The sequence below is a fragment of the Streptomyces sp. R21 genome (assembly GCF_041051975.1).
In the GTDB taxonomy this organism is placed as follows: Bacteria; Actinomycetota; Actinomycetes; order Streptomycetales; family Streptomycetaceae; genus Streptomyces.
Map to the genome: position 1 here is coordinate 6851871 of NZ_CP163435.1, position 23840 is coordinate 6875710.

General features: G+C 71.6%; 11 protein-coding genes. 1 reads left to right on the plus strand and 10 read right to left on the minus strand.

Going from position 1 to position 23840, the window contains the following annotated elements; genetic code table 11:
- Positions 1–8 precede the first annotated feature (8 nt).
- The 10 genes from fxsT to AB5J56_RS30625 form a co-directional block, all read right to left on the minus strand.
- Positions 9–3941, minus strand: coding sequence for an FxSxx-COOH system tetratricopeptide repeat protein (gene fxsT / locus AB5J56_RS30580; protein ID WP_369237126.1), 3933 nt, complete (start codon positions 3939–3941; stop codon positions 9–11).
- Positions 3938–5269, minus strand: a complete 1332-nt coding sequence (locus AB5J56_RS30585; protein ID WP_369237128.1) for a TIR-like protein FxsC — start codon at positions 5267–5269, stop codon at positions 3938–3940. Before AB5J56_RS30585 ends, fxsT begins: the two co-directional genes overlap by 4 nt.
- Positions 5270–5395: 126 nt before the next feature.
- Positions 5396–6088, minus strand: coding sequence for an AAC(3) family N-acetyltransferase (locus tag AB5J56_RS30590; RefSeq protein ID WP_369242898.1), 693 nt, complete (start codon positions 6086–6088; stop codon positions 5396–5398).
- 80 nt (positions 6089–6168) lie between these two features.
- Entirely contained in the window at positions 6169–8343 is a 2175-nt protein-coding gene (gene fxsB / locus AB5J56_RS30595; protein WP_369237130.1) for a radical SAM/SPASM protein FxsB, inactivated metallohydrolase extension form, read from the minus strand.
- 784 nt (positions 8344–9127) lie between these two features.
- Positions 9128–10633 (minus strand): GAF domain-containing protein, encoded by a 1506-nt coding sequence (locus AB5J56_RS30600; protein WP_369237132.1) that lies wholly within the window; start codon positions 10631–10633, stop codon positions 9128–9130.
- Positions 10634–10646: 13 nt separating this feature from the next.
- The gene (locus AB5J56_RS30605; protein ID WP_369237134.1) at positions 10647–11684 is read right to left on the minus strand and encodes a rod shape-determining protein; all 1038 of its coding nucleotides are present in this window, start codon (positions 11682–11684) and stop codon (positions 10647–10649) included.
- Between the two features lie 182 nt (positions 11685–11866).
- Entirely contained in the window at positions 11867–16648 is a 4782-nt protein-coding gene (locus AB5J56_RS30610; RefSeq protein WP_369237136.1) for an SAV_2336 N-terminal domain-related protein, read from the minus strand.
- Positions 16638–17651: an AAA family ATPase gene (locus AB5J56_RS30615; protein ID WP_369237138.1), complete on the minus strand. Its 1014-nt coding sequence runs from the start codon at positions 17649–17651 to the stop codon at positions 16638–16640. Before AB5J56_RS30615 ends, AB5J56_RS30610 begins: the two co-directional genes overlap by 11 nt.
- A gap of 69 nt (positions 17652–17720) precedes the next feature.
- Complete coding sequence (locus AB5J56_RS30620) at positions 17721–19466, minus strand: trypsin-like peptidase domain-containing protein (RefSeq protein WP_369237140.1); 1746 nt, start codon at positions 19464–19466, stop codon at positions 17721–17723.
- Positions 19463–19891 carry a CU044_2847 family protein gene (locus tag AB5J56_RS30625; RefSeq protein WP_369237142.1) on the minus strand — a complete coding sequence of 143 codons (429 nt, stop codon included), beginning with the start codon at positions 19889–19891 and terminating at the stop codon, positions 19463–19465. The genes AB5J56_RS30620 and AB5J56_RS30625 overlap by 4 nt, the downstream gene beginning before the upstream one ends.
- A gap of 248 nt (positions 19892–20139) precedes the next feature.
- Here AB5J56_RS30625 and AB5J56_RS30630 point away from each other — a divergent pair, with 248 nt between their 5' ends.
- Positions 20140–23784, plus strand: a complete 3645-nt coding sequence (locus AB5J56_RS30630) for a S8 family serine peptidase (RefSeq protein ID WP_369237144.1) — start codon at positions 20140–20142, stop codon at positions 23782–23784.
- Positions 23785–23840 lie beyond the last annotated feature (56 nt).

A 23840-nucleotide genomic window follows, 5' to 3' on the forward strand; every position in this document is an offset into this window, starting at 1 on the left:
CGAGCCCCTCACACCGACAGCGGTTCCAGGTCCCGGTATATGCGGCGGTCGTCGGAGGCGACCTGGATGATGCCGTTGTCCTCGCCGAGCAGCATGCGCAGTTCGGTGAGGGCCTCCTCGCGGATCTGGTGGGCCTCGTCCTCGCGGCCCATCGAGGCGAGGGTGAGCGCGTAGTTGGTGACGACGGCCAGGGTTTCGGGGTGGTGCGCGCCGAGGACGATGCGCAGGGTGGTCATGGCCTTCTCCTCCAGGACCTTGGCCTCCTCCCAACGACCTTGGTCCGCAAGGACGTTGGCATAGTTGACGCCGCAGAAGAGGGTGTGCGGGTGCTTGTCCCCCAGGATCTCCGCCATCCGTCGCAGGACCTGGCGGAAGACCTCCTCCGCCTCCTCGACGTCCCCGCAACCCCATTGGAAGATCCCGAGGTTGTTCAGCGCGGCCTGGGTGTAGGGATGGGCCTCGCCCGGCACCTTCACGTACTCGGCGAGCGCCTCCCGTGCCACCTCGCGCGCGGCCTCCCGCTCGTCGGCCGCGAACAGGTCGGCGGCCAGGTTGAGATCGCAGGCCAGGGAGTCCGGCGTCGGCTTCGGGTACTGCGCGCGGTACTCGGCACGCGTCGCCGTCGTCAGCCGCCGGGCGTCCTCGAACTGCCCCGCCCGGCGCAGCGACACGGCGAGCGACTTGGCGCACCGCAGCGTGCCGGGGAAGCCCTTGCCGAGGAGGCGCTTGTGGGCGTCGTACGTTCGCGACAACAGTGCCACGGACTCGGAGTAGCGGCCGACCTCGCGCAGATCGCGGCCGAGGCGCTCGGCGGAGGCCAGCGTGTAAGGGTGGTCGGGGCCGAGGACCTCCATACGGCGGTCCAGGGTGTCCTGGTCGAGGACGCGCGCCTCGCCGTAGTTGCCGACCATGCGCAGCGCGAGCGCGAGGTTGTTGGCGGCGCTGAGGGTGCGCCGGTGCGACTCGTGGAAGATCTGGCTGAACCCGTCGTGCGCCTCCTTCGCGAGACCCACCGCCGAGGTGTACTCGCCGAGCGCCGCCAGGTCGCTGGCCAGGTTGGATGTGGTCACATACGTGTGCGGGTGCGAAGAACCGAGGACGCGGCGCTGCCGCTCGAGCAGCTCCGTGTCGATGTCGCGGGCCTCCACGTACCGCCCCTGGGAGCGCAGCACGCTGGCGAGCTGGCAGCGCAGGTACAGGTACTGGATGTCGTCCTCGCCCAGCAGGTCCTTCCAGTGCGCGAGGAGTTCCTCGCCGCGGCGCTGGGCGCCGGGGAAGTCGCCGCGCTTCCAGAGGTAGCGGATGCGGTCGATGAGCAGCCGGCGGGTGCCGGCGTCGATGCAGTTGCGGGCGTCGGAGGCGGTGAGGTGCGGCCAGATGACGGCGAAGCGCGGCCAGGTCTCCGGGTCGTCGATGGGCTCGTCGCCGTCCGGACGGGCGCCGGCCAGCACGGTGTGCACGACGTGCCGGGCCTGCTGCTGCTCCTCCTCGGTGAGCTGCGCCCGGATCACGGCCTGCACCAGCCGGTGGACCTGGATGCTGTTGCTGACCTGGTCGACCTTGGCGAGTGCGAACCGTCCTATCTCCCGGATGACGCGGCCGAGCAGCAGACTCTCCTGGAGTGAGGCGTCGTACGGCTTCAGCGCGTCGATCATCTCCTTGCTGTAGAGCAGGTGCGAGGAGATCGGCTCGGGGGCCAGGAAGGCGCACAGCTGGAGCAGCCGCACCGAGGCCGGGGAGCGTTCCTTCAGCCGGGCGATGGAGATGTTCCAGGTCGCGGCCACGGAGTGGGAGTAGTCGGCGGGCTGGTTGAGCGCCAGTACGTCGGTGGTCTGGTCGGCGAGCTGCTGGAGGTAGTCGGCGATGGGGGTGGCCGTCTCGGCGAGCCACGCAGCCGTCTGCTCCACCGCGAGCGGCAGGTCGCCGACCGCGCTCGCCACCTGGTCGGCCTCCTCGACACTGAGGCCGGAGGCCCGCCGGGTGAGGTGCTCGATGCTCTCCTCGCGCAGGAAGACGTCGATGGGCAGCGCCGAACCGCCTTGCACCCAGGCCTGGTTGCGCGAGGTGATGAGGATGTGGCCGCCGCCCTGCGGGAAGTAGCGGGAGAGCCAGGACGGGTCGTCGGCGTTGTCGAAGATGAGGAGCCACCGCTTGGTCGGCAGCCCGCGGGCCAGCATCTGCACGGCTTCCTGGCTGGCCATCGTCATGTCGTCGCCGCCGGGCGCGCCGATGCGGGCGGCCAGTTCGGCGAGCGAGGCGACCACGTCGTCCTCGTGCTCGGCCGAGGTCCACCACACCAGGTCGTAGTCGGCCATGAAGCGGTGCACGTATTCGATGGCGACCTGTGTCTTGCCGACCCCGCCGAGGCCGAACAGTGCGAGCGGCTGCGGCGCCATCTGGGAGGCGCCGCTGTCGAACTGGTCGCGGACCCGGTCCAGGATGACGTTGCGGCCGGTGAAGGTGTTGTTGCGCTGCGGCGCGTTCCAGTGCGCCGGAGTGCTGCCCGGGAAGCGGGGACCGGACGTGCCGCTCTCCACGGACTGCCCGGGCAGGTCGACGGCGCTCAGCAGCGAGACGACGCACTGCGCCTGGTCCAGCCGGTGCAGGTCGACCGGGTTGTGGTCCAGGTACGACGTGGGCAGCCGGACCTCGTCGACCCGCAGCGGGGTCACCGCACCGCGCGGGGTCTCCGTGTCGGCCTCGGTCAGCGCGCGCCAGACCGCGTCCGCGTACCGGGACTTCTGGAAGGCGTTCGACAGCAGAACGAGGATGCGGGTCGTGTTGTCCGAGCGTTCGACGGGGCCCGCCGAGATGTCGTGCTGGGTCACGTTGCAGCCGGAGCGCTTGAGGAGCGACTCGACCCAGTCGGCCCACATGCGGTTCTCCGCCGCGTACGCGACGACGACGTCCGTCGCGGTGGTCAGCGGGCGCCGCCGCAGGAACGCGTCGCGGCAGCGCAGCCGTACAGGTTCGGGGACCGTGGGCAGGGTGGTGACCTTGCCCTCCGAGATGACGGTGGTGAGGCGTTCGAAGGCGGACAGCAGCGAGTTGGCGATGCCGCTCTCGTCCCCGACGGTGGCCAGCGTCTCTTCGTAGGCGTAGTACGGCCGGTAGGGGATCTCGACGTTCCCCCAGTACGCGGTCAGCTCCTCGGCGCTCAGCTCGCCCTCGTCGGGGTTCTTGGGCAGACCGTCGAACTTGAGGCGGGCCAGCGCCCGTCCGGCGTCGACCTTCTCCTTCTCGCCCTCGTCGATGCGCATCGGTACCGGCAGGACGCGGATCCTGCGCTTGCGGTAGCCGTCCTGCACGCTGCGGGCGACGGCGGCCGCGCCGTCCATCGACTGGTCGCTGAGGGTGAAGCAGTCCACGAGGATGTCCGGCATCTGGATCGTGCAGATGTCCGCGCTGTCCGACAGCCCGGTGCGGCTGTCGATCAGGACGTAGTCGTACGACGCCTTCATGCTGTCGCGCAGCGCGTCCAGGAAGAGTCCGCCGCCGAGCCGCTCGTAGAAGTTGTCCCACTCGAAGGACGACACGGTCGCCGAGTACGAGCGGTCCTGGCGGCCGGCGGAGAGGAAGTCGAGCGAGCCGCCCTCGGCGAAGCGCAGTCCGAGGCGCTCGGGGGTGAGCGAGATGGCGTGCTGTTCGACGTCGGCGAAGTCCAGGTGCCAGGGGCCGGAGCGCTGGGTCCCGGCGGTCGCGGCCCAGGCGTACTCGTTGATGATGTCGATGACGCCGGTGGTGGCGGCGAGCGCGCTGGGATCGAGGAACGGGTGGAAGAAGCGGTGCAGGCCGGGGGCTTCCAGGTCCCAGTCGACGGTCAGTACCCGCTTGCCGTTGGCGGCGAGGATCCAGGCCGTGTTGGCGAGGGCCATCGTGCGGCCGGTGCCACCTTTGTACGAGTAAAAGGTGATGATGCGTCCGTCCTGCGCGGCCGTCATGCTTCTCCTCCGTGGTCGGGTCCCGCGCCCGGGCGCGGCGGCGGGTGGGTGGGGCCCACGAGGCGGGGCCTGGGCAGGTGCGGGCCGGCGGGCGGGTTGGCCGCCGCGTGCTTGAGGTACTGCCGGGTCGCGTGCGCGACGACGGCCGGGAGGACGTCGGTGAACGCCTTGAGGGTCGGTACGCCGTTGACGGCGATCCGGCAGTCGGTGCGGCGCCCCCGGTCCAGGATCAGCGGCAGGGTGCGCTCCAGTTCGGCCGTGAGCTTCTGGCCCTCGGCGCCGTGACACTGCACGTCCGCCCGGTTCCAGGGGACGACGGCGCTGATCCAGGGGCGGGCGCGGGTGTCGAAGGCCTTGAGTCTGCGCCGGCGTTCCTCGTCGGCGAGGGCCCAGCGGTCGACGAGCAGGATGCCGGGCCTGCTCGGGGTCGCCTTCTCCTGGTCGGCGGTGGCGCCGAGGGGGCTGTCCTCGTCGCCGGGGTCCTCGTCGTCGAAGGAGGACACGGTGATCCGGTAGTCGAGCGAGCGGATCAGCTCCTCGGCGAGCGCGGGCAGCGGCCGGGTGCTCTCCGAGTGGTACGGGTTCCAGTCCTGGGCGTCCTCGCCGTACGGGCGGACGTCCCGGTGCTCCGGAAGACTGTGCCGGGTGGGGGCGGCGATGGTGAGGTGGATGCGCCGGGGGCCTTCGCCGCGCGGTTTGAAGGCGCTGGGCGTGGACTCGTACGGGCGGGGGCGACTGGCGGGGAGCGGGGACTCGTGGGCGACGCGGACGATGCGCTGGGCGAGGGCGAGGACTATTTCCTCGTACTCGTCGTGCAGCCGGTTGAGTTTTATCAGCCCGTATATCCCGTTGGCCGCATAGCGGTCGCCGAGTGCGGCGTGGTCGATGTGGATATGCCGTACGGAGTCCGGGAGTTGGGCGTAGTCGACGTGGGTCCACAGGGCCGGGACGATCGCCGGTACGTCTCCGGCGCCGGTCGTCCGGGCGCGCAGAATGCGCTCGTTGAACGCGAACCACTCGCGGCCGCAACTCTCGCTGGTGAAGTAGCGCGGCGAGAACAGCGGCACGAACACCCGGCAGGTGGCCAGGTTTTCGCTGAGTTTCTCCGGCCAGCCGTCCCCCGAGCGCATCTCCCGGTCCATGAAGCCCGCGGGGACGCCGGCCGGGAGGTCGGTGAGCGCCATGATGTGGTCGCAGAGATCCGTGAAGAGCCTGTGCACCCAGTGATCGGGGTCGCCGCCGCCGGACCCCCAGGTCGGCGTGTGCGCGTAACTCAGAAAAAAGTAGGGCCAGTTGTCCGATGCCCGTTCCCGATCAGTTGCGTTCACGCGCCCCCCTGCCTGCCGATGACGCCTTCGTCCCGCCGCTGGCGCCATCTGGCCGGAACCAACAATGTGCCCGACGACCTGCCCAGACGGGTCGCCGCTTTCACGTCATTTACTGGCGATATCCAGTCATCCGTGCGACATGCGCGCGCCGACGAAGTCGACGGCCGGGCGCATATCGAAAAGAGTCACTTTCCTCCCCGCCAGTTCGCCCCCCGTGAGAAGTGCGGGAGGAAGTTCAGCCCCGTGAACGGAGAACTCGCTGTCGTCCAGGGCGGTGTCCTCGTAGGTGACCCAGTTCCCCTTCCCGCCCGTCACGCACTGGTAGGTGCGCGTGGGCCGGGGCGGAGTCGTCCGGTACTCGGCGAGATGGAACGCGCTGCACACCCCGAACCCCACCCGCAGCAGCAGGACTTGGGCCCCGGCCGCGTACAGCCGGGCCAGCGGCGAGCGCTCCCCGAGCAGACAGTGCGGATCGTGCCCGTCGAGCAGCTCGGCGGCGCGCGGCCCGAGCGCCGCCATGGAGGTCTGCGGGTGGGCGCTGCGCACGGCGCCGGGGGAGGTGCGGACGCACTCGGCGAGCCTCCCCATGGCCAGGCAGGGCGTGGTCTCCGGCTCGAACGGGAGCATCGAGGCGCGGAACTCCTCCTTCTCCCGTTCGGACAGGTGGTTCGTCAGCGCCCGGTGGGCCCGGGACGTGCGGGAGTTCTCCTGTGTGAACGCGGGCACGACCAGCGTGCCGCCCTGGCCCAGGGCGTCGAGCAGGGTGTCCCGGACCTCGGTGTCGCGCAGCCCGCTGCCGCCGAGGGAGGCGTGCACCATGAGGACACCGCCTCGGCGGATGCCCGATGTCTTCAGGAGAAGGGCGAGTTCATCGCTGGTGGAGGGGCCGGGGGTGGCGGTCACGTCTGTGCGTCCATCTCGGTCCACTCGGTCCGGAGCTGGTCGGCCACCGCCGTGCCGCTCTCGGTGAGTTCCCGCTCGGGCAGTGCGGCCAGTTCCTGAAGCGCCTCCCGCGCCCGCTTCGACGCGATGGACCGGGCTTCCGTGTCGGGGCTCTCGTGGCGGTCCTGGAAGGCGGCGGCACCGATGAACTCGTTGACGTCGTCGAGCAGTTGACCGGCCCTGCTGCCCGCCGCGGTCAGCTCCGTCGTCTCCCGCAGGGCGGCGAGCCTCGCCCGCCGGCCGAGGAGGGGTAGGTGGAGCAGGAACTCCTCGGGCGCTACGTCGACGGCCACTCCCAGCGCGCCGGGGGCGTGCACCCCGAGGTGCATCCCCGCGCCCTTCACCAGCGGTGTCACGGTCGTGGGCACCAGGGTGTTCAGGTCGCTGCGCCAGCCGGGCAGCCGATCGTCCATGATCTCGTACGCCCGGGTCAGCAGCTTGCCGAAGAGCTCGCGCTCGTCGAGGTCCAGGGGGTCGGTGACGGGGGCGGGGAAGCAGTGGCGGAAGGGGTCGGCGTCGTCGATCACCAGGCCGTTCTCCACCCACTGCAAGGGGCGCCAGTGCTCGGACTCACCGTCGCCCCGGCGGACTCGTACGGTTCCTTCCGCGTGGCGTACGCGGAAGCCGTCCTCCTCGGCCGTGACCTCGATCCGGCCGGGCTTCGGCAGACGCACGGTGCCCAGGGTCGGAAGGTGCAGCTGCTGGGCCGGGTGCTCCCAGGCCAGGGTCGCGTCGGTCCGGGTGCGGGCGGCGGCGGCCATCAGGAAGGAGGCGAGCCAGGCAGGTCGGGGAGGTCCGTCCAGGCCTCGGTTCAGTGCCGCGCGCGCATACGAATGGGTCAGCATCTCGCTGAACGCCGGTGCCGTCTGCGCGCTTTCGTCAAGGCGGTGCAGGAGCTGCCATGCCGCGGTCCACTCCGCGTCCGTCGTGGTGCGGTACTGCATGATCACCAACAGCTCACGCGTCAACGCTTCCTGAGCGAACCGGAGTTCCCCGGGATCATGGACGGCCGGGGCGAACGGGCGGTCGGTGATCCGTTCCGCCACCCCGTCGACGAAGGCGCGCAGGTCGGCGCAGAAGACGGACGGGTTGTCGAAGCCCCGCTCGGTGCTGTAGCGGTGTGCGTACAGTCCACCCCCGCAGGACTCCACGACGGGGCAGCGCCTGCAGATCTCGCTGACGCCCTCGATGCCCAACTGGCGGGCCCGCACGCCGGGATGCCGGACGTACTCCTCGAAGGTGTGGTGGAAGACGTCGTAGCCGGTGGCGGGCGCTCCGTCGTAGGCGGTTTTCAGGGAGTCCGCCTGCTCGATGGTGCCGTCGGTCTCCACGACCGCGAGATCGGAAGAGGCCAGCCCCATGGCCTCGGTGAGCGGCGGTCCGCCGCGCAGGGTGCTCTGCACCGAGTCGAAGGTGCGCACCTCCATCGGGCGGCCCTGTTCCTGCCAGCGGTCGAAGATCCTCAGCAGCCAGTCCGCATACGGAGTGGGGGAATCCGTGTTTCCGGGGGGCGGTGGATTGTCCCAGGTGGAATGCGGAAGCAGATAGTCGATGCGAGGGGGTTCGAGAGCGGCGAGGGCGTCATGGACGGCGAGGGGATCATTCGCCACGTCCACGGTGCACAGCAGACCCTGGAAGAGGTGACGGTATTCCGGGGAGCGCAGAAGTTCGATCCCGCGCAGCACCTTTTCGTAACTGCTCTTCCCTCGGCGATCCAGCCGGTGCCGGTCATTCGCGGCCTGGTCACCGTCAAGGGAGATACCGACCTTGACGCCGAATTCCCGGAGGACTTCCAGATGCCGCCGGTGCAGCAGCATGCCATTGGTGTGCATGCGCAGATCCACCGTCGTGACGGGGGAGAGGATGCGGGTGAGTTCCTCGCAGATACGGCGCAGCCGGGTCGGGCCCACCAGGAGCGGTTCGCCACCGTGAAGAATGACTGCAATGGAATCGAGCCTGTGTGCCTGGGTGTACGAGAAGAGGCGCAGGCCGATCTGTGTGACCGTTTCCTCGGAGATCACGACCGGGCGATCTCGCCAGCTCTGGTCGGCATGCTCGTACATATAGCAGTGGTCGCAAGCGATGTTGCATCTGCTATGGATCTTCAGGACCAGTTCCTGGATGTGGGTCACCCGCCAAGCGTACGGGTCATCGGCTACAGTCGGGGCCAGTTCAACTCGTCATCCAGTCGCACGAGTTGGAGTGGATGCACACGCGAGTCCGGGGCTCTCGGCGATGGGTGCGCCAAGAGCCCCGGATCGTTGGGCCTAGGGTCGTTCAGATTGCGGCGTCAAACGTGATCGCCTTCTTCGAACTCCACCCGGCGGCATAGGTCAACCGGCCGGTCGACCTCATGACTGCGGCCCTGTCGGCAGCCACCACGGAAATCGGGGTGTGCTGCTTCTGCCGGGAATCAGCTGATGCCTGCTGGATCGGGGTGGCCCAAGAATTCATGGCTGTCTCATAGCTCCATTCTTCGTTGGCAGATCCAGGCCATCCCGTTCCCGTCGCGAGGTGGGGGATGAGCATGGGCCTGGAGACGACTGGAGACAGCCTGAGATCTGATGCGGATACTTCATCGCGGACAGTAACACGCACGGCAGGCGCTCAGCTACCGGGGGTGACCCTGCTCTCCGTGCGTGTGGGGCCAGGATTTTTCAGGGGTTCACATTCCGGTAATGAGGGCCCTGCGAACGATGTCTTCAGGGGGCAGTGTCACTTTGAGTGATGGTGTTTCGGTTGCCCATCGCTTGAGTCCCCCTTGTGCTTTCCCGCATGTGCGGCACATGACCCGCACATCGGCCCGACGGGCGGGTCATGCGGATGTCGTAGAGAATTCGAGCACCCCCCGTTGGGCGGCAACGTGCGTTCGGAGGGTGATACGTCGGATCGGCCCCGGGCGTTCAAACCGGGCGTTCAGAGAGGTGACTGCCACGTCTCCGTCGTACCCCTGCGGCCGCGGCCGTCCGGGTCCTCCGCCGCCCCGTCGTCCCGCACCGTGAGGCGCACCCCGGAGCGGCCGTCGGGCAGCGTCGCCGTCACGTCCACCACGACCTCGATGCGCGAGACACCGGCCCGGCGGGACGCGGCGGCCAGGGCGCGGCGCAGGGCGGCGAGGAGGTGGCCGGCGGCGGGTTCCGTGATGCGGTTGTCCACGGCGCCGGTGAAGCGGGTGGACGGCTGGAAACCGAGTACGGCGGCCGCGCCCGCGGTCTCGCGCAGGACCTTGCCGCGGAAGGTGGTGGGGGCTTCGGCGGGCGGCTGTTGCAGGGCGAAGATCGCCGTGCGGACTTCCTGAATGGTGGACTGGAGTTCGTCGACGGCCTTGCCGAGGGTGTCGTGCACGTCCTCGGCCGGAGTCCTGCGCTGCGTGGACTCCAGCATCATGCCGGTCGCGAAGAGCCGCTGGACGACGAGGTCGTGCAGGTCACGGGCGATGCGGTCACGGTCCTCGAAGACCGCGAGCCGCTCCCGGCTGTGCTGGGCGTCCGCGAGCACCAGCGCCAGTGCGGCCTGGGAGGCGAACTGGGTGGCGAGCAGCCGTTCCACCGGGCTGTACGGCGGGTCTCCGCGTCGGCGGGGGAGGGCGAGGGTGCCGATGAGGCGGCCAGCGGCCTGGAGCGGCAGCATCATGCTGGGGCCGAACCGGTGCCGTACCCGCGTCGTCATGCGGGGGTCCGTCGCCGAGTCGTCGATGAACACCGGTTCCCCGCCCAGGAGTTGATCGAGTACCGGGCTGCCGGGTTCGATGGTCGTGCCGACGATGTCCCCGGGGTCCTCGTGGGTGGAGGCGGTCACGATCTCCATGCCGCCCTCCGGGGTGGGCTGGAGGATGACGCCGGCCGAGGCGTCGGCGAGGATGCGGGCCCGCTCGGCGACGGTCATCAGCGCGTCGGCGGCGGCCTCCCCGGTCAGCAGGGCCGTCGTGACCGCGGCGGCCCCCTCGATCCAGCGCTCCCGCTGCCTGGCCGTCTCGTACAGCCTGGCGTTTCCGATGGCGATCCCGGCCTGGGCGGCCAGCAGGTGGAGCAGTTGCTCGTCCTCGTCCGTGAACGGGCCGCCCGCCTTGTCGGCGAGGTGGAGGGTGCCGAACACCTCGTCCTGGACGCGGATCGGCACGCCCACGAAGTCGTGCGACCGCCCGACAGACGCCTGCCCGAGGTCCGCCTGCCCGACGCCCGGCTGCCCGGCCTCCGCTCGCCCAGCGGTCGTCCGCCGTGCGGAACGCGCGGGCTCGGCCGTGCGGATCTCCGCGAGCCCGTCCTGCCCGGGGGCGGCCGTGCCGAGTGCCGCGTACCGGGCGCCCGTCAGCTCGGCGGCGCCGTCCACGATGCGCTGGAGGGTGGCCCGCAGTCCGAGGTCGGTGCCGACGCTGAGGACGGCTTCCAGGAGGGGCGGCAGACGGGGGACGGGATCGGTCATCGCCCGGCCCCGCTCAGCCCGCCAGCGGGTCCAGGACCAGCGGCTCGATCTTGCCCTCCAGCATGCAGCCCAGGCCCTGGATGGCACACACGTCGGGCCGCTCGGCGATGTGCACCGGCATACCCGTCGCGTGCCGCAGCATCTGGTCGAGCCCGGGGAGCAGGGCACTGCCGCCGACCATCATGATCCCTCGGTCGGCGAGGTCCGCCACCAGATCGGGCGGGCAGGCGCGCAGGACCTTGCCGATTCCGTCCAGTACGGCGGTCAGCGGGGTCTGGATGGCATCGCGTACGGCGGCGGTGTCGACCTGCACGGAACGGGCGAGGCCGGTGGCCACGTCCCGGCCGTGGATCTCGGTCGACGCCGGGCCGTGCGGGGTCAGCCCGTTCCCGGAGAGGGCGAGCTGCAGGGGCCGTACCGCCTGACTCGGCAGCATCAGCTCGTGCTGGTGGCGCAGATGCTGCACGATCGCGTGGTCCACGGCCTCGCCGCCCACCGGGATGCGCTCGGCGGTGACGATCGAGCCCAGCGACAGCACGGCGAGCTGGGTCGCGGCGGCGCCGCACACCATGACCATCGTCGCCTCGGGCTGCTCCACGGGCAGTCCGCAGCCGACGGCCGCCGCGATGAGCGTGTCGACGAGCTCCACCCGGCGGGCGCCGAGCCCGACGAGCGTCTCGACCGCCGCGCGCTGCGCGAGCGGGTCCGCGTCGTGCGGGGTGCAGGCCGCCGCCCGCAGCCGCGGCTTGCGGCGCAGGGCGCGGCGCACCTTGTCGCCGATCAGGTGGCGCAGCATGCGCTGGGCCATCTCGATGTCCACGACCGTGCCGCCGGACACCGGCCGCACCACGCGGATGTAGTCCGGTGTGCGGCCCGTCATCTTCTCCGCGAACTCGCCGACCGCGATCAGCGCACCCGTCTTCGTGTTCACCGCGGCCACGCTCGGCTGATCGACCACCAGCCCGGCACCCTTCACATACACACGGGTGCGGGCCGCTCCCAGGTCGACGGCGAAATGGCAGCGGCGCAACTGCTCCAGACTGACGGTCATGGCAGATCCTCCCGAGAGCGCGGACCGTACGGATCCGCCGGGTGGCGGTCCTCTCTCGCATCGTGCGGGCCCTGACGGCGCGTCGCCTTTTGTGGGGGGCCGGGCGGGGTGCTGCCGGACGGGTGTATTTGTCCTTTATGTCCGAAATAAAGAACGGCGGAGAGAGGCGGCGGCGGCCGGTGTCAGTCGGCGCGGACGGCTTCGAGCACCGGCAGCAGCGAGGTGACGATCTGTCGGCAGCCCGCGTGCGTGAGCCGCCCCTTGATCCTTTCGGTGGGCGCATAGCCGAGAACGGGGAGCCCGATCATCTTCGCCGCCGCGACCTCGGCGAGCGACGAGGTGATCAGCAGGGCGTCCTCGGGGGAGGAGGTCTCCAGCCACCCCAGGGCGCGGAGCAGGCAGTCGGGGTCCGGCATCAGGAGGGTGAGGTCGTCGGAGCGGCCGTGCACGCCGCCCGCCACCGAGGCGGTGAGGCCGTGTGCCGTCAGATAGGCGGTGATGGCGCCGGCCGAGACGTCCGAGACGACGGCCGCCTGCGGGCCGAGGGCGCCGAGTGCGTCGATCAGGGCGTCGGAGTGTGCGGTGGGGCGGGCCGTGGCCACGGCTGCCAGTTCGATGCGGTCGAGTTCCTGGCGGAGGTCGGTGCCCAGACGGTGGTGCGCCACCGCGCGCAACAGGTCCAGCGGGTCGGACGTATCCGTCACCGGGTACTTGGGGTTGCTCGGCGACAGCAGCCGTTCGCCCGCCAACGCATCGTCGGGATGGCGGCGTTCGACGAAGAGCGCGAGGAGATCACGGGTGACCCGGCCCGGATCCTGTCCGCGGTGCAACCGGGTGAGGGGCCCGTCGAAGCCGAGGAGCACCATCTCGGCGGCGTCGAGGACGGCGGTCGGATCCGGCGCCGTACGGTCGGCCCCGGACGGCGTCCGCTTCGCCGTCCGGGACGGCGGCGGCTCCGGTACGGCATGAGCGGGGCCCTCCTCGGGGGTCAGCACCACCGAACACGCCACCGACAGCCCCGGCACCGGCCACTTGTGCAGCCCGTCCCGCACCGCGAGCTGCGCCGCGCCCGCCCGGCGCAGCGGGTGCCGCCGGGTGAGCCGCCCGGCCGTCCTGACGAGGTGGTCGAGCAGCCGCCCCGATACGTCGCTGGTCTCGCCGCGTACGAAGGCCACCGGGTCGTCGACGTACCACGACAGCTCCACGGATGCCGCGAACGAGCCGCTGAGGGAACTCGGCAGGGACACCCGGTGCGATGACTGGTGGGTGGTGAGGTCGACCTCGTAGTACGTGATGGAGGTGCGCAGCGGGCGTGTGCCCAGGGGGCGGTCGGGGGTGAGGAGGGTCAGCGGGCCGTCCGGCTGGGTGTGCACGACGGCCGAGCGGCCCGGCCTGGGGGTGGGGATCGCGCGGAGGTCGCGTGTCGTGAACGGGCCCCGCACCAGGTCGCGTTGCTCGGGCTCGGAGGCCGTGGCGGGCACGTTCAGCGAGCAGTGCCAGGCGAGGGTCGGGCCGGTGGGTGAACTGCGGTGCACGGGCTGGAATGCGCTGATGGGGTCGGCGCCGCTCGTCAGCAACTCCTCGTGCAGGGCAGGGGAGAGGACGACCACGATGTCCGCCGTCGAGTCCGCGAGGGCGGCTTCCAGGTCGGGCTGCCTGGTCGGCGCGCCGGGACCGGCGAAGTGCGCGGTATGCCAGAAGGTCACCCGGATCTTCGGCGGGTCCTCCAACTCCATGAGCGCGCCGGGGAGTTCGCGCAGCACCACGTTCAGGATGGGCAGTACGGAGGCGTCCGGCTCGGTGATCACCACGTAGCCGTTGTCGCGGGCGAGCATCTCGTACGCGTTCGAGGCCAGGTCGCTGAGCGAGAGCAGCCAGGTCAGTGTGCGGCCGAGGACGGTGTGCGCCGCCCGGTGGTTCCCTGGCTCCGTGAACTCGGCGACGACGGTGGCACGACCGTGCTCGGGCGCGGCGAGGAGTTCGCGGTGGAGCTCCGACATGGCGGGGTTCGGCTCGCTGTGCTGCTGCTCCTGGTGCCCCTCGTAGGTCTCGTACGACTCGATCGCCTCCGCGATGCGGCCTTGCCCATTGAGAGCCAGGATGTGCAGCCGGCGGAAGTCCTCCCGCTTGGGGTGCTCCTGGAGGAGTGCGGTGAGGTCGGTCGCCGCCTGCTCGAAGTTGCCGAGTTCCAGGTCGAGTTCGGCGCGAGTGACGCAGAGGGTGAGGCGGAGGAAGCGGAGGCGGGTGCGGACTGTTTCGGCGGCGGTGCCGGGAACGCCGTCGAGAGGTTCGCCGTACCAGAGGTCGAGGGCGTACTGGGCGGCGTCGCGCGCTCCTGCCGGGTCGCCGTTGTCACGGCGGGACTTCACCTGGGTGATGCGCTCCTCGCAGCGGTGGACGTCGATGGTCTGTGGCGGAGCGTGCAGGGCGTAGCCGTCCGCTGTCATGGCCAGGACGCCCGGGCCGAGGGCCCGCCGCAGCGCGGAGGCGTAGGTGGACAGGAGCTGTCCGGGGCCTTCCAGGAGGTGCTGGCGGTGCGGCCCCCACATTCCTGCGGTCAGTTCCTCGTAGGTCACGGTCCTGCCCTGCCTGAGAAGCAGCATGCAGAGCAGGGCCTGCGCCCGGGGGCTGGCGATGTCCACGGGCAGATCGCCTCGGCTGATCCGCACCGGTCCGAGCAGGCGGTAGCGGATGCGGTCTGCTGTGATGGCGTCCAAGACCTCGTCGAAGGCGGGGGACAGCAGCAAATTCCTGCCGTGGCGCTGGGTGAAGGTGGCCGTCGATTGCAGGTCGCGGACGGCATCGACGAACGGCCGTCTGAAGTCGTCGGGCACACCGGGGAGATCGCCCGGTGACCTGCCGCCGGCCAGATTCATCAGCAGATGCCCGAAGGCCCCCAGGTCCATGTCCTCGGCGGGTTCCTCCACCGCCCCCGCGGTGAAGTGGGTGATCTTCACCGTGCCGTCCGGTTGCACCAGCAGGCTGTTCGGTGTGAGCCGACCGTGTGCGACGCCGTGTTCATGTGCGGTCCTGAGGCCCGACGCGACCTGCTGGGCGAGGGGCGCGAGCAGAGTGAAGGGCAGCTGGAAGCCTCCCTCGGCCGTCAGTTCCGCGACGGTGAGTCCCTCCACGAACTCCGTGACGAGATACGGGACGCCGCCATCGACCCCGAAGTCGTGGATGGCGACCACGTTCGGGTGGCTGAGTCCGGAGAGCAGACGCAGCCTCTCCAGAAGCCGTTCCTGGTTCCGCTCGGCGGAGTGGGAGTACTCGTACACCGCCACGGACCGGCCGAGCCGCATGTCCAGCGCCCGCCACACCGTCGGCGCCCCCTGCCCCAGCCGCCGTACGAGCCGATACCTTCCCAGGATCAGCCCTTCGGAGTTCCCGTGGCCCCCGAGTCGCAGCACGCTCTCCTGCCGCACCGTCGCGAACGGCTCGCCCTCAGCCGCAGGGGTGTCGCCGCCCGGCGCCAGCACCGGGAACTCCCCGGCGGCCACCCCCGCCCGCGCGTCGATCAACGCACCCACCCGGGCGACGAGTTCGGACGTGCGGCCGTGGGCCGAGCGGGGCAGGGTGCGCAGGAGGAGGGGGCGGACGCCGGGGCGGAAGGCGTACGAGTCCGGCGCGGTGCCGGTGCCGGTGTTGGTGAGCAGGCCGCTCAGGATGACCTCGGCGAGGTGCTGCGGCTGCGGGCGGCGCTCGATCGCGGCCTGGACCAGGCGCATGACCGGCAACTCGGGGCGCCCGACGGCGAGATGGCCGGCGAGGCGGAAGGCCTCGGGGGAGGCGAGGGAGCGGAAGCGCAGGACCAGTTCCTCGGGGGAGAGCCGCTCCACATCGCCCCGGCCCTGCTCGTCCAGCGGCGCGGGCGGCGGCGTGGGCCCCAACAGGCCGACGGAGCCCGGGAGTCGGCCCGCACCGGCCACCAGCGACGACCAGTTCGCCAGCCAGGGCGCCGCGGGCTCCAGGACCGGCAGCGGGAGTACGTCGGAGGGGAGGCCCTCGGTGAGGTAGGAGTCCACGGTGTACGTGGCGTTCGGCGCCGCCGGCCACGGTGCGGCGAGCTGCGCGGGCTCGGCGGGCAGCGCGCTGGTGCGCCACAGCCGCTCCGGCAGCGGCTGGACCACGGCGACCGGCATACGGGTCGCCCAACGGCGCAGCGTGCGGTACCAGCGGGCGCCCGCCGCACCGCCCCGCCACTGCGGGCCCATGCAGTCGCTGATCAGCAGGGTGAGCGTGCGGCCCGGCGCGTACGACTCCTGCGAGCCCGGCCGCCGTACCCTCCCGTCGGCGTCCAGCCGGTGCAGTTCCACCGTGCGGAAGACGCCCGACTGGGCGAGCGTCGTGTGCAGTTCGCGGACGAGCGGGCGCCAGACGGGCATGGTCGGCCCGGTGTCGTGCACGAGGTGCAGGGTGAGCCAGCGTTCGGTCGCGGGACGCAGCACGGGCAGCCACCACTGCGGGGCCGCGCCGAGGCCGGCGATCCGGTGCGCGGTCGCCTCCTCGTCGAGCTCCTGCCCCACGGGCGCGGGCACCCGGCGCTTGAGCGGGCGCAGGGTGCGTTGCAGGCCGAGGGGGTGGGACAGCATCGGGGGAGCGGGGGCGAGCAGGGTGGTGTACGGGGTGAGGGGGGCGTCCGCATCCGCCGCGCCCGGCAGCCTCAACGGGACGCGTTCGTCGAAGTGTTGGGGCGGAGACGCCGGGGGTGCGGCAGGAGGCAGGGGTGGGTCCGGTGGTGCGGGGTCCTGGACCGCGGGCGGCGGCGGCGGAGCGGGCACGGCGGGCCGGGGGTCCGCCGGGGCCGGCTCGGCAGGTGCCATCTGCGCGGCCAGCCACAGCAGTTCGGCCAGCTCGACCGATGTCGGCCGCTCCCCGCCGCCCGCCCGCTCCAGCAGCGAGGCGAGCTCGTCGATTCCGGCGCCGCCCTCGGCCTCCGGACGGCGCCCGGGATCAGAACTCATCGTCGTCCCGAGCCCGGCTCAGATACGGCATCAGCTGCTCCGCCAGCTCGTCACGGGACTTCGCGTCGACACCGGCCGAACCCGCGAGATAGATGGCGTTGAGGAGTTGGTCCGTGGCGAGTTCGCCGACGTTGCCGCGGGAGACGAAGCGGGCGATCAGCTCACGGGCGTAGGCGTCCGGCTCGCCCAGATGCGCGCGGACGATGCTCTCCAGGTGGGCGTCGCGGGGCTGGTGGAGTTCGAGGCGGACGCAGCGGCGCAGAAAGGCGGGCGGGAACTCGCGCTCGCCGTTGCTGGTGAGGACCACGAAGGGGAAGGCCCGGCAGCGGACGCGGCCCCGGGAGACGGTGACGCGGTCGTCGGTGCCGTCGACCATCACCTCCGCCTCGGGCGTGTGCCGGGCGGCGCGGGCCAGCTCGGGGATCTCGTACTGGCCCTCCTCCAGGATGTTCAGCAGGTCGTTGGGCAGGTCCAGGTCGCTCTTGTCGATCTCGTCGATGAGCAGGGCGCGCGGACGGCCGTACGGGAGCAGGGCGGTGCCCAGCGGGCCGAGCCGCAGATGGTCCTGGAGCCCGCCGTCGGCCGGCAGTTCACGGGCGGCGGAGCGCCCGGCGGCGTAGAGGCGGGACAGCGGGTCGTACTGATAGAGGCCGTCGTGCAGGGTGGTGCGGCTGGTGATGTTCCAGCGCAGCACCGGGCCGAGCCGCAACTCCCGTGCCACCGCGTACGCCAGGCTCGACTTGCCGCTGCCGGGCGGGCCCGTCACCAGCAGCGGGCGGCGCAAGTACAGGGCGGCGTTGACGAGTTGGACCGCTCCGTCCGTGGCGCGGTAGGTGCGGGCGCGGTGCCTGCGGTCCGGGGACGTGGCCGAGGTGTCGCCGTCCTCCGCGGGGGTCGCCAGCTCCGGCCCGCCGTCGAAGGCGCGCCACGGCGGCGGGGCGGGAAGGTCCGCGATGCCGTCGTGGGGCTCGCTCCCACCCGTGTAGACGGGCCACAGGGACATGGTCTCTCCGTATCTCGATCTCGTCGGGCGGCTCAGGGGGGTCGGGGTGGCCGGGTGCGGGCGGGGTGCTCAGCCGACGGGGGAGTGCAGATAGCCGACCGGGTCGGGCAGGCATCTGGGGTCCTCCCAGAGCAGCGCCAGATCGTATGCCCAGTGCGGCTCCGGGGCGTCGGAGGCGTACGCCGTCTCGCGCAACTCGTGGATGTGCGAGGGGAGTTCGCCCGGCGGAAGGCCCGCCAGATGTTCGGCGAGGCGGTCCAGGAACACGGCGCCCGTGCAGTCGCCGTGCGCCCCGCCCCGGTGCTCGCCCCGGCAGCCGGTGCGCGGCCAGAGCATCACCGGGACGGCCGCGTTCAGGCTCGCCTGGAACAGCCGCCGGGTGCCGTCCGCGCGGGGCGGAGTGCCGAAGCCCACCATGTCAGCGCCGCGCCGCAGGCCGATGGTCAGCTTCACCGGGTCCTGCCCGACGGCCCCGCAGTCGATGCGGTGCAGCCGCGCCCCGGGCTGGGCGTCGAGGTGCCGCCACTTCTGCAGCAGCTTGTGCTGGAGGCCGCCGCTGCGCCGCCGCTCCAGGTCCATCACGACGAGCGGTGCGAAGGCCCCGAGCGGGCTGTCGTCGTCGGTGCTGCGCTTCCAGTGCGCCACGTCCGCGTTGAGCCAGCGGCGCGGCAGCACGAACGCGATCAACTCCCGGGCGCCCGGCTCCAGTTCGTGGTACGCCTCGTCGATGCGCTCCAGGACGTAGGGGCGGACGCCGTCGACGGGGAGCGGGCGCGAGCCCACCACCCGGCGGTGCCGTCCGTTGTACGCCGACACCTCGACCAGGAACTGGCCCTCGCCGCTGCCGCTCGGCGCGATCTCGACGAGGATCGGGGACCAGCCGGGCGCCACGGCGGGCGGCCTCGGCGGAGCCGGGTACCGGCGCGGGCGCGGCCAGGAACGCAGGGCGCTCCGGGTCGGCGCGTCCTCCACGAAGTCCGCGAGGCGCGCGGCGAACCGGGCGGCGGCGCCGCTGTCCGGGACCTCGGAGAGCAGATACCAGGCCGCGTCCCACAGGGAGGCGAAGCCGTGCGGCGGCAGGGGCGGGCCGAGCGGGCCGACCGCGTCCCGGAACAGCCGCTCGAGCTCGCATCGCGGCCCGCCCCGCTCCGCGACCGCCTCGATGAGCCGCCGCAGCCGCTCCTTGTCCCCCCGCCCGTACTCCGGTGTCGGGATCAGTTCGCCCAGGCGCGGCCAGTAGCGGGCCATGACATGGGCGGGCAGCATCCGGCCGTTGCGGATCTCGGGGCTGCGCGCGGCCGCCGAGACCATGCCCACGACGCGTCCGCTCTCCGCGAGCGTCACCGCGGCGCCGCTGAACCCGGGCACGAGCGGCTGCCCGTGCGCGGCCCACGCCTCCAGCTGCACCCACTCCCCGGCGATCAACTGGTCCCCGGTGGCCCGGTATTCGGCGAGCGTGCCCTCGTCGTACCGCTTGGGGAAGCCGTACGCCAGCAGTCGGCGCGGTGGGTCGCCGTACGCGTCGGAGGGGGTCGCGAACTCGGCGGGCTTCAGTGGCACGGGGTGGTCGAGTTCGAGTACGGCGACATCGCCGGGGTCGGTGTCCCGGCCGTCCCAGCCGCCGTGCGCGACCACCTGGGCGCGCAGGTCCCTCTTCCCGTCGGCGAACGGGACGCCGAAGGAGACGGTCACATCGTCCGTGCGGCTGCGGGCGACCACATGTGCGCAGGTCAGGATGTGCCGGTCGGTGACCAGGAACCCGGCGCCGGTCTCCCGCCCGCAGCTGATCCTGGCGTGCCAGGAGGCGCTGGTCATGCCTGCCCGGCGGTCCCGGGGGATCCGGCGCCGTCGGACCGGCCGGGTGCGCCGGCCCCCTGGGCCGGTTCGGACTGCCCCGGTGACGCGGACCCATCGGCGGGCTCGGACGGTCCGGGCGACCAGGAGAGCTTGACCACCAGGTGGCCCTCGACCGCGCTCTTGGCGATCAGGGCGCCCGCCTCGGCGGTGAGCCTCACCCCGAACTCGATCTCCACGGAGTCGGGCCGCAGAGTGCCGTCGCGGAACACCCGCAGCGCGGACTCGGCGGCGGCCCGCACGCCCTCCAGCGAGCCCTCGAAGGTGCGCGCCGCCTGGACCGTTCCGTCGTCGCGGGCGACCAGCCGGGAGCCGGACTCGTCCTCGGCGGTCTCGACGACGACCGGCGTTCCGTCGTAGGTCTTGAACTCGACCAGTCCGTCCATGGCGCCGCCAACCCCCGTCGTCCGTGACTCCTGAGCATCTCCATTGTTACGGACGGTACTTGGGGCTGTCCCGGTTTCCGCCCCGCTCAGCGCAGCTGTCGCCGCTGGCGGGAACATGCCAGGGCGCCTTCCCGCCAGCCCCGGTCGACTCTCCCGCAACACAACGACACCGACACTCTTCGCAGCACCCCGGACACCACCCCCGCCCGGGAACACCGGAGCCCCGGAGTCGACGAGGAGAGGCACCGATGACCAGAGGACGACCAGGAGCAGGACCAGGTCGAGCGAGACGCGGAACGGCCCTGCTGTCGCTGGGACTTGTGCTCGCCCTGCTGCCCGCCGGGCAGGCGCAGGCCGCGCGGACCGCGCGCAACGCCGACACCCAGGGGCCCACGAAGACCGCGAGCGCCGCCCGCACCGTCACCCTCGTCACCGGCGACAAGGTGACCGTCACCGACCTCGCCGACGGGAAGAAGACGGTCGCCGTCGAGCGGCCCGCGGGGGCCACCGGAGCGGTGCGGACGCAGGTGGCGAACGGCGCCGTCACCGTCGTACCGGACGAGGCGCTGCCGTATCTGCGGGCGGGCACCCTCGACCGGCGGCTGTTCGACGTGAGCGGGCTGATACGGCAGGGGCTCACCGACCGGAAGACGGACGAGCTGCCGCTGATCGTGACGTACAAGGCGTCCAAGGCGGCGACCCCGCGGGGAGCCGAGAAGACGCGGGCCCTGCCGAGCATCCGCGGCGCCGCCGTCGACGCCGACAAGGGGCGCACCTTCTGGCGGGCCATGACCCATCAAGAAGGCATCCGTAAGGTCTGGCTCGACGGGCGCGTCACCGCCGACATGGCCGAGAGCAACGCGCAGATCGGTACGGCGAAGGCGTGGGAAGCCGGGCTCACCGGCAAGGGGGTCACGGTCGCCGTCCTCGACACCGGCGTGGACGTCACCCATCCCGACCTGGCCGACCGGGTCTCCGCGACCAGGAGCTTCATCGACGGGCAGGAGGTCGCCGACCGCAACGGCCATGGCACACACGTCACTTCGACCGTCGGCGGCAGCGGCAAGGCCTCGGACGGCAAGGAGCAGGGCGTCGCGCCCGGGGCGACGCTCGCCGTCGGCAAGGTGCTCAGCGACCAGGGCTCGGGCAGCGAGTCGCAGATCATCGCCGGTATGGAGTGGGCCGCGCGGGACGTGCACGCCAAGGTGATCTCCATGAGCCTCGGCTCGACCGAGCCGAGCGACGGCACCGACCCCATGGCCGCCGCGGTCGACACCCTCTCCGCCGAGACCGGCGCGCTCTTCGTCATCGCCGCCGGCAACACCGGCGCCCCCTCCTCCATCGGCTCGCCCGGCGCCGCCGACTCCGCACTGACCATCGGCGCGGTCGACTCCGCCGACGAGGCCGCGTACTTCACCAGCGCCGGACCGCGCTACGGCGACAACGCGCTCAAGCCCGACCTCTCCGCGCCGGGCGTCGACATCCTCGCCGCGCGCTCCGGGCTCGTGGACGGCAGCGGCTACTACACCTCCATGAGCGGTACGTCGATGGCGACCCCGCATGTCGCGGGCGTGGCCGCGCTGCTCGCGGAGAAGCACCCCGACTGGAGCGGCGCGCAACTCAAGGACGCGCTGATGTCGACGTCGGAGCAACTCGACGCCTCCGCTTATGTGCTGGGCGCGGGGCGGGTGAGCGTGCCCGACGCGATCGGCTCGGCCGTCACCGCCACCGGCAGTGCGGATCTCGGCTTCTACGGCTGGCCGTACGACGCCGACAAGCCGGTCACGAAGACGGTGACCTACACCAACTCGTCCTCCACGGACGTCGAGTTGAGCCTCGCCGTGCAGGGCGGCACCGAGGGCGTCGCCACGCTCGCCGACTCCACCCTCACCGTGCCCGCGCACGGCACCGCGTCCACGACCGTGACCGGGGACGGCGCGAAGGCCCCGGTGGGGCAGACGAGCGGACAGATCGTCGCCTCCGCGGGCGGGGTCCCCGTCGCGCACACCGTGTTCGGGCTGGTCAAGGAGGAGGAGCGGTACACGCTCACCGTGCAGGTGAAGGACCGTGACGGTGACCCGACCGCGGCCGACCTGGCGGTGCAGCAGCTCGCGGCGGGCGTCGACCCTTATCCGGCGTCCGTCGGCGATTCCGGCACCCTGAAGCTGCGGCTGAAGCCGGGGACGTACAGCCTGACGTCCTTCCTCGACGTACGCGGCAGCCACGGCGCGGACTCGCTGGGCCTCGGCTTCCTCGCGGCACCCGAGATCACCCTCGACCGTGATCGCGAAGTCACCTTGGACGGCCGGCAGTTGAGGGAGCTTCGGGCGAAGGTCGACCGGCGCACCGAGACCCGTCAGCTGCTGATGGAGTACGACCGGAACGGAGGCGGCTCCGACATGTTCGGCGCGGTCCAGGTGCCCGTCAAGTACGACAGCGTCTTCGCGGCGCCCACCCCCAAGGTCACGAAGGGCGGCTTCGAGTACCGCACCGTGTGGCGGCTCGGGAAGCCCGTGCTGGAGGTCAAGGGGGTCCGCGAGGCGGTCGCCCAGCCGGGCGGCACCCTCACCGAGGGGCGCAGCAAGCTGCCGCTCGTCGACGTCGGGACCGGGCCGTTCACCGCAGTGGCGGGCAAGGCGGTCCTCGCACGGCTCACCGACGGCGTCGAGCCCGGCGCCCTCGCCCAGGCCGCCCAGGACGCGGGCGCGAAGGCGCTGTTCGTGACGGACGATGCGGCCGGGCGCCTCAACGCCTGGTTCGGGACGGACGACGGCGCGGACCGGCCGCTGCAGATCGCCACGGTGAACACGGCCGACGCGGCGCGACTGAGGGGGATGGCGCGGGTCGAGATGTCCGGCACCCGCAACACGCCCTACATGTACGACCTTTCGCAGGGGCACCCGGGAGCCGTCCCGAAGGGCGACCTGACGTATGAGCCGGAGAAGGGTGAACTCGCGGCCGTGAACACGAAGTTCCACGCCGTGAAGCCCGTCTCCGGTGGCGAGTTCCGGTACTCGATCACCGGCACCTTCCCCATCGGCATCGGCTTCCAGGAGCGGATCGACTACCCGGCCGAGCGGACCGACTACGTGTCCACCGGCGCCGGGCAGTTGTGGCACGAGTCGGTGACCGTCGGGGACGGCGCCCTGGAGGAGCGCAGCGGTTTGATCACATACCACGGAGGCACACAGCTGACGCGCAACTGGTTCAAGCCGGTCTGGCACCCCTGGCTCGGCACCGGACTCGGCTGGGGTCAGCAGCGCTCGGGCAACATGATGCAGTTCAACACCCCCGGCTGGGGCGACTCCGGACCCGACCACACCGGCTTCGGCGACGCCTGGAGCGACGACTCGGGGCTGACCCAGTTCACGGAGGTCTACCAGGACGGAACCCGGGTCGACCGGCGCCGGGGATCGGGCGCCTACGACTGGGAGGCGCCGGCCGACGAGCACACGTTCAAGGTGGTCACGGACATCACCTCCGACCCCGACCGCTGGCGGCTGTCCACGAAGGGCCACTCCGAGTGGACCTTCAAGTCGTCCGCCACCCCCGACGACCGCTGGACCTTCCTGCCCCTGCTCAACCTCGGCTACGACATCGACACCGATCTCGCGGGTGATGTGCGCGGCGGCGGCCGGGTGCCCGTCGGGATCTACGCCGAGTACGTGAAGGGCGCCCCGGACACCGGGAAGATCGGCGGCGGAAAGCTCGACGTGTCCTACGACGACGGGAAGTCGTGGAAGTCGGTGGTCCTGGACGGCCGCGGCGCCTCCTGGAAGGGGACGCTGACCGTGCCGCGCGGCGCGGAGTTCATCTCGCTGCGGGCCTCGGCGAGTGACGACCGGGGCGGCAGGGTGAGCCAGGAGATCGTCCGGGCGATCGGGGTGAAGTAACCCGCTCCCGGATGCGGACGGCGCCGCCTCCTTGGGAGGGGAGGTGGCGCCGTTGT

Bases quoted from the DNA above. Each gene is read 5' to 3' on its own strand.
- fxsT (WP_369237126.1), bottom strand. From the start codon at position 3,941: ATGACGGCCGCGCAGGACGGACGCATCATCACCTTTTACTCGTACAAA.
- AB5J56_RS30590 (WP_369242898.1), bottom strand. From the start codon at position 6,088: ATGGTGCACGCCTCCCTCGGCGGCAGCGGGCTGCGCGACACCGAGGTC.
- AB5J56_RS30600 (WP_369237132.1), bottom strand. From the start codon at position 10,633: ATGACCGATCCCGTCCCCCGTCTGCCGCCCCTCCTGGAAGCCGTCCTC.
- AB5J56_RS30605 (WP_369237134.1), bottom strand. From the start codon at position 11,684: ATGACCGTCAGTCTGGAGCAGTTGCGCCGCTGCCATTTCGCCGTCGAC.
- AB5J56_RS30610 (WP_369237136.1), bottom strand. From the start codon at position 16,648: ATGAGTTCTGATCCCGGGCGCCGTCCGGAGGCCGAGGGCGGCGCCGGA.
- AB5J56_RS30615 (WP_369237138.1), bottom strand. From the start codon at position 17,651: ATGTCCCTGTGGCCCGTCTACACGGGTGGGAGCGAGCCCCACGACGGC.
- AB5J56_RS30620 (WP_369237140.1), bottom strand. From the start codon at position 19,466: ATGACCAGCGCCTCCTGGCACGCCAGGATCAGCTGCGGGCGGGAGACC.
- AB5J56_RS30625 (WP_369237142.1), bottom strand. From the start codon at position 19,891: ATGGACGGACTGGTCGAGTTCAAGACCTACGACGGAACGCCGGTCGTC.
- AB5J56_RS30630 (WP_369237144.1), top strand. From the start codon at position 20,140: ATGACCAGAGGACGACCAGGAGCAGGACCAGGTCGAGCGAGACGCGGA.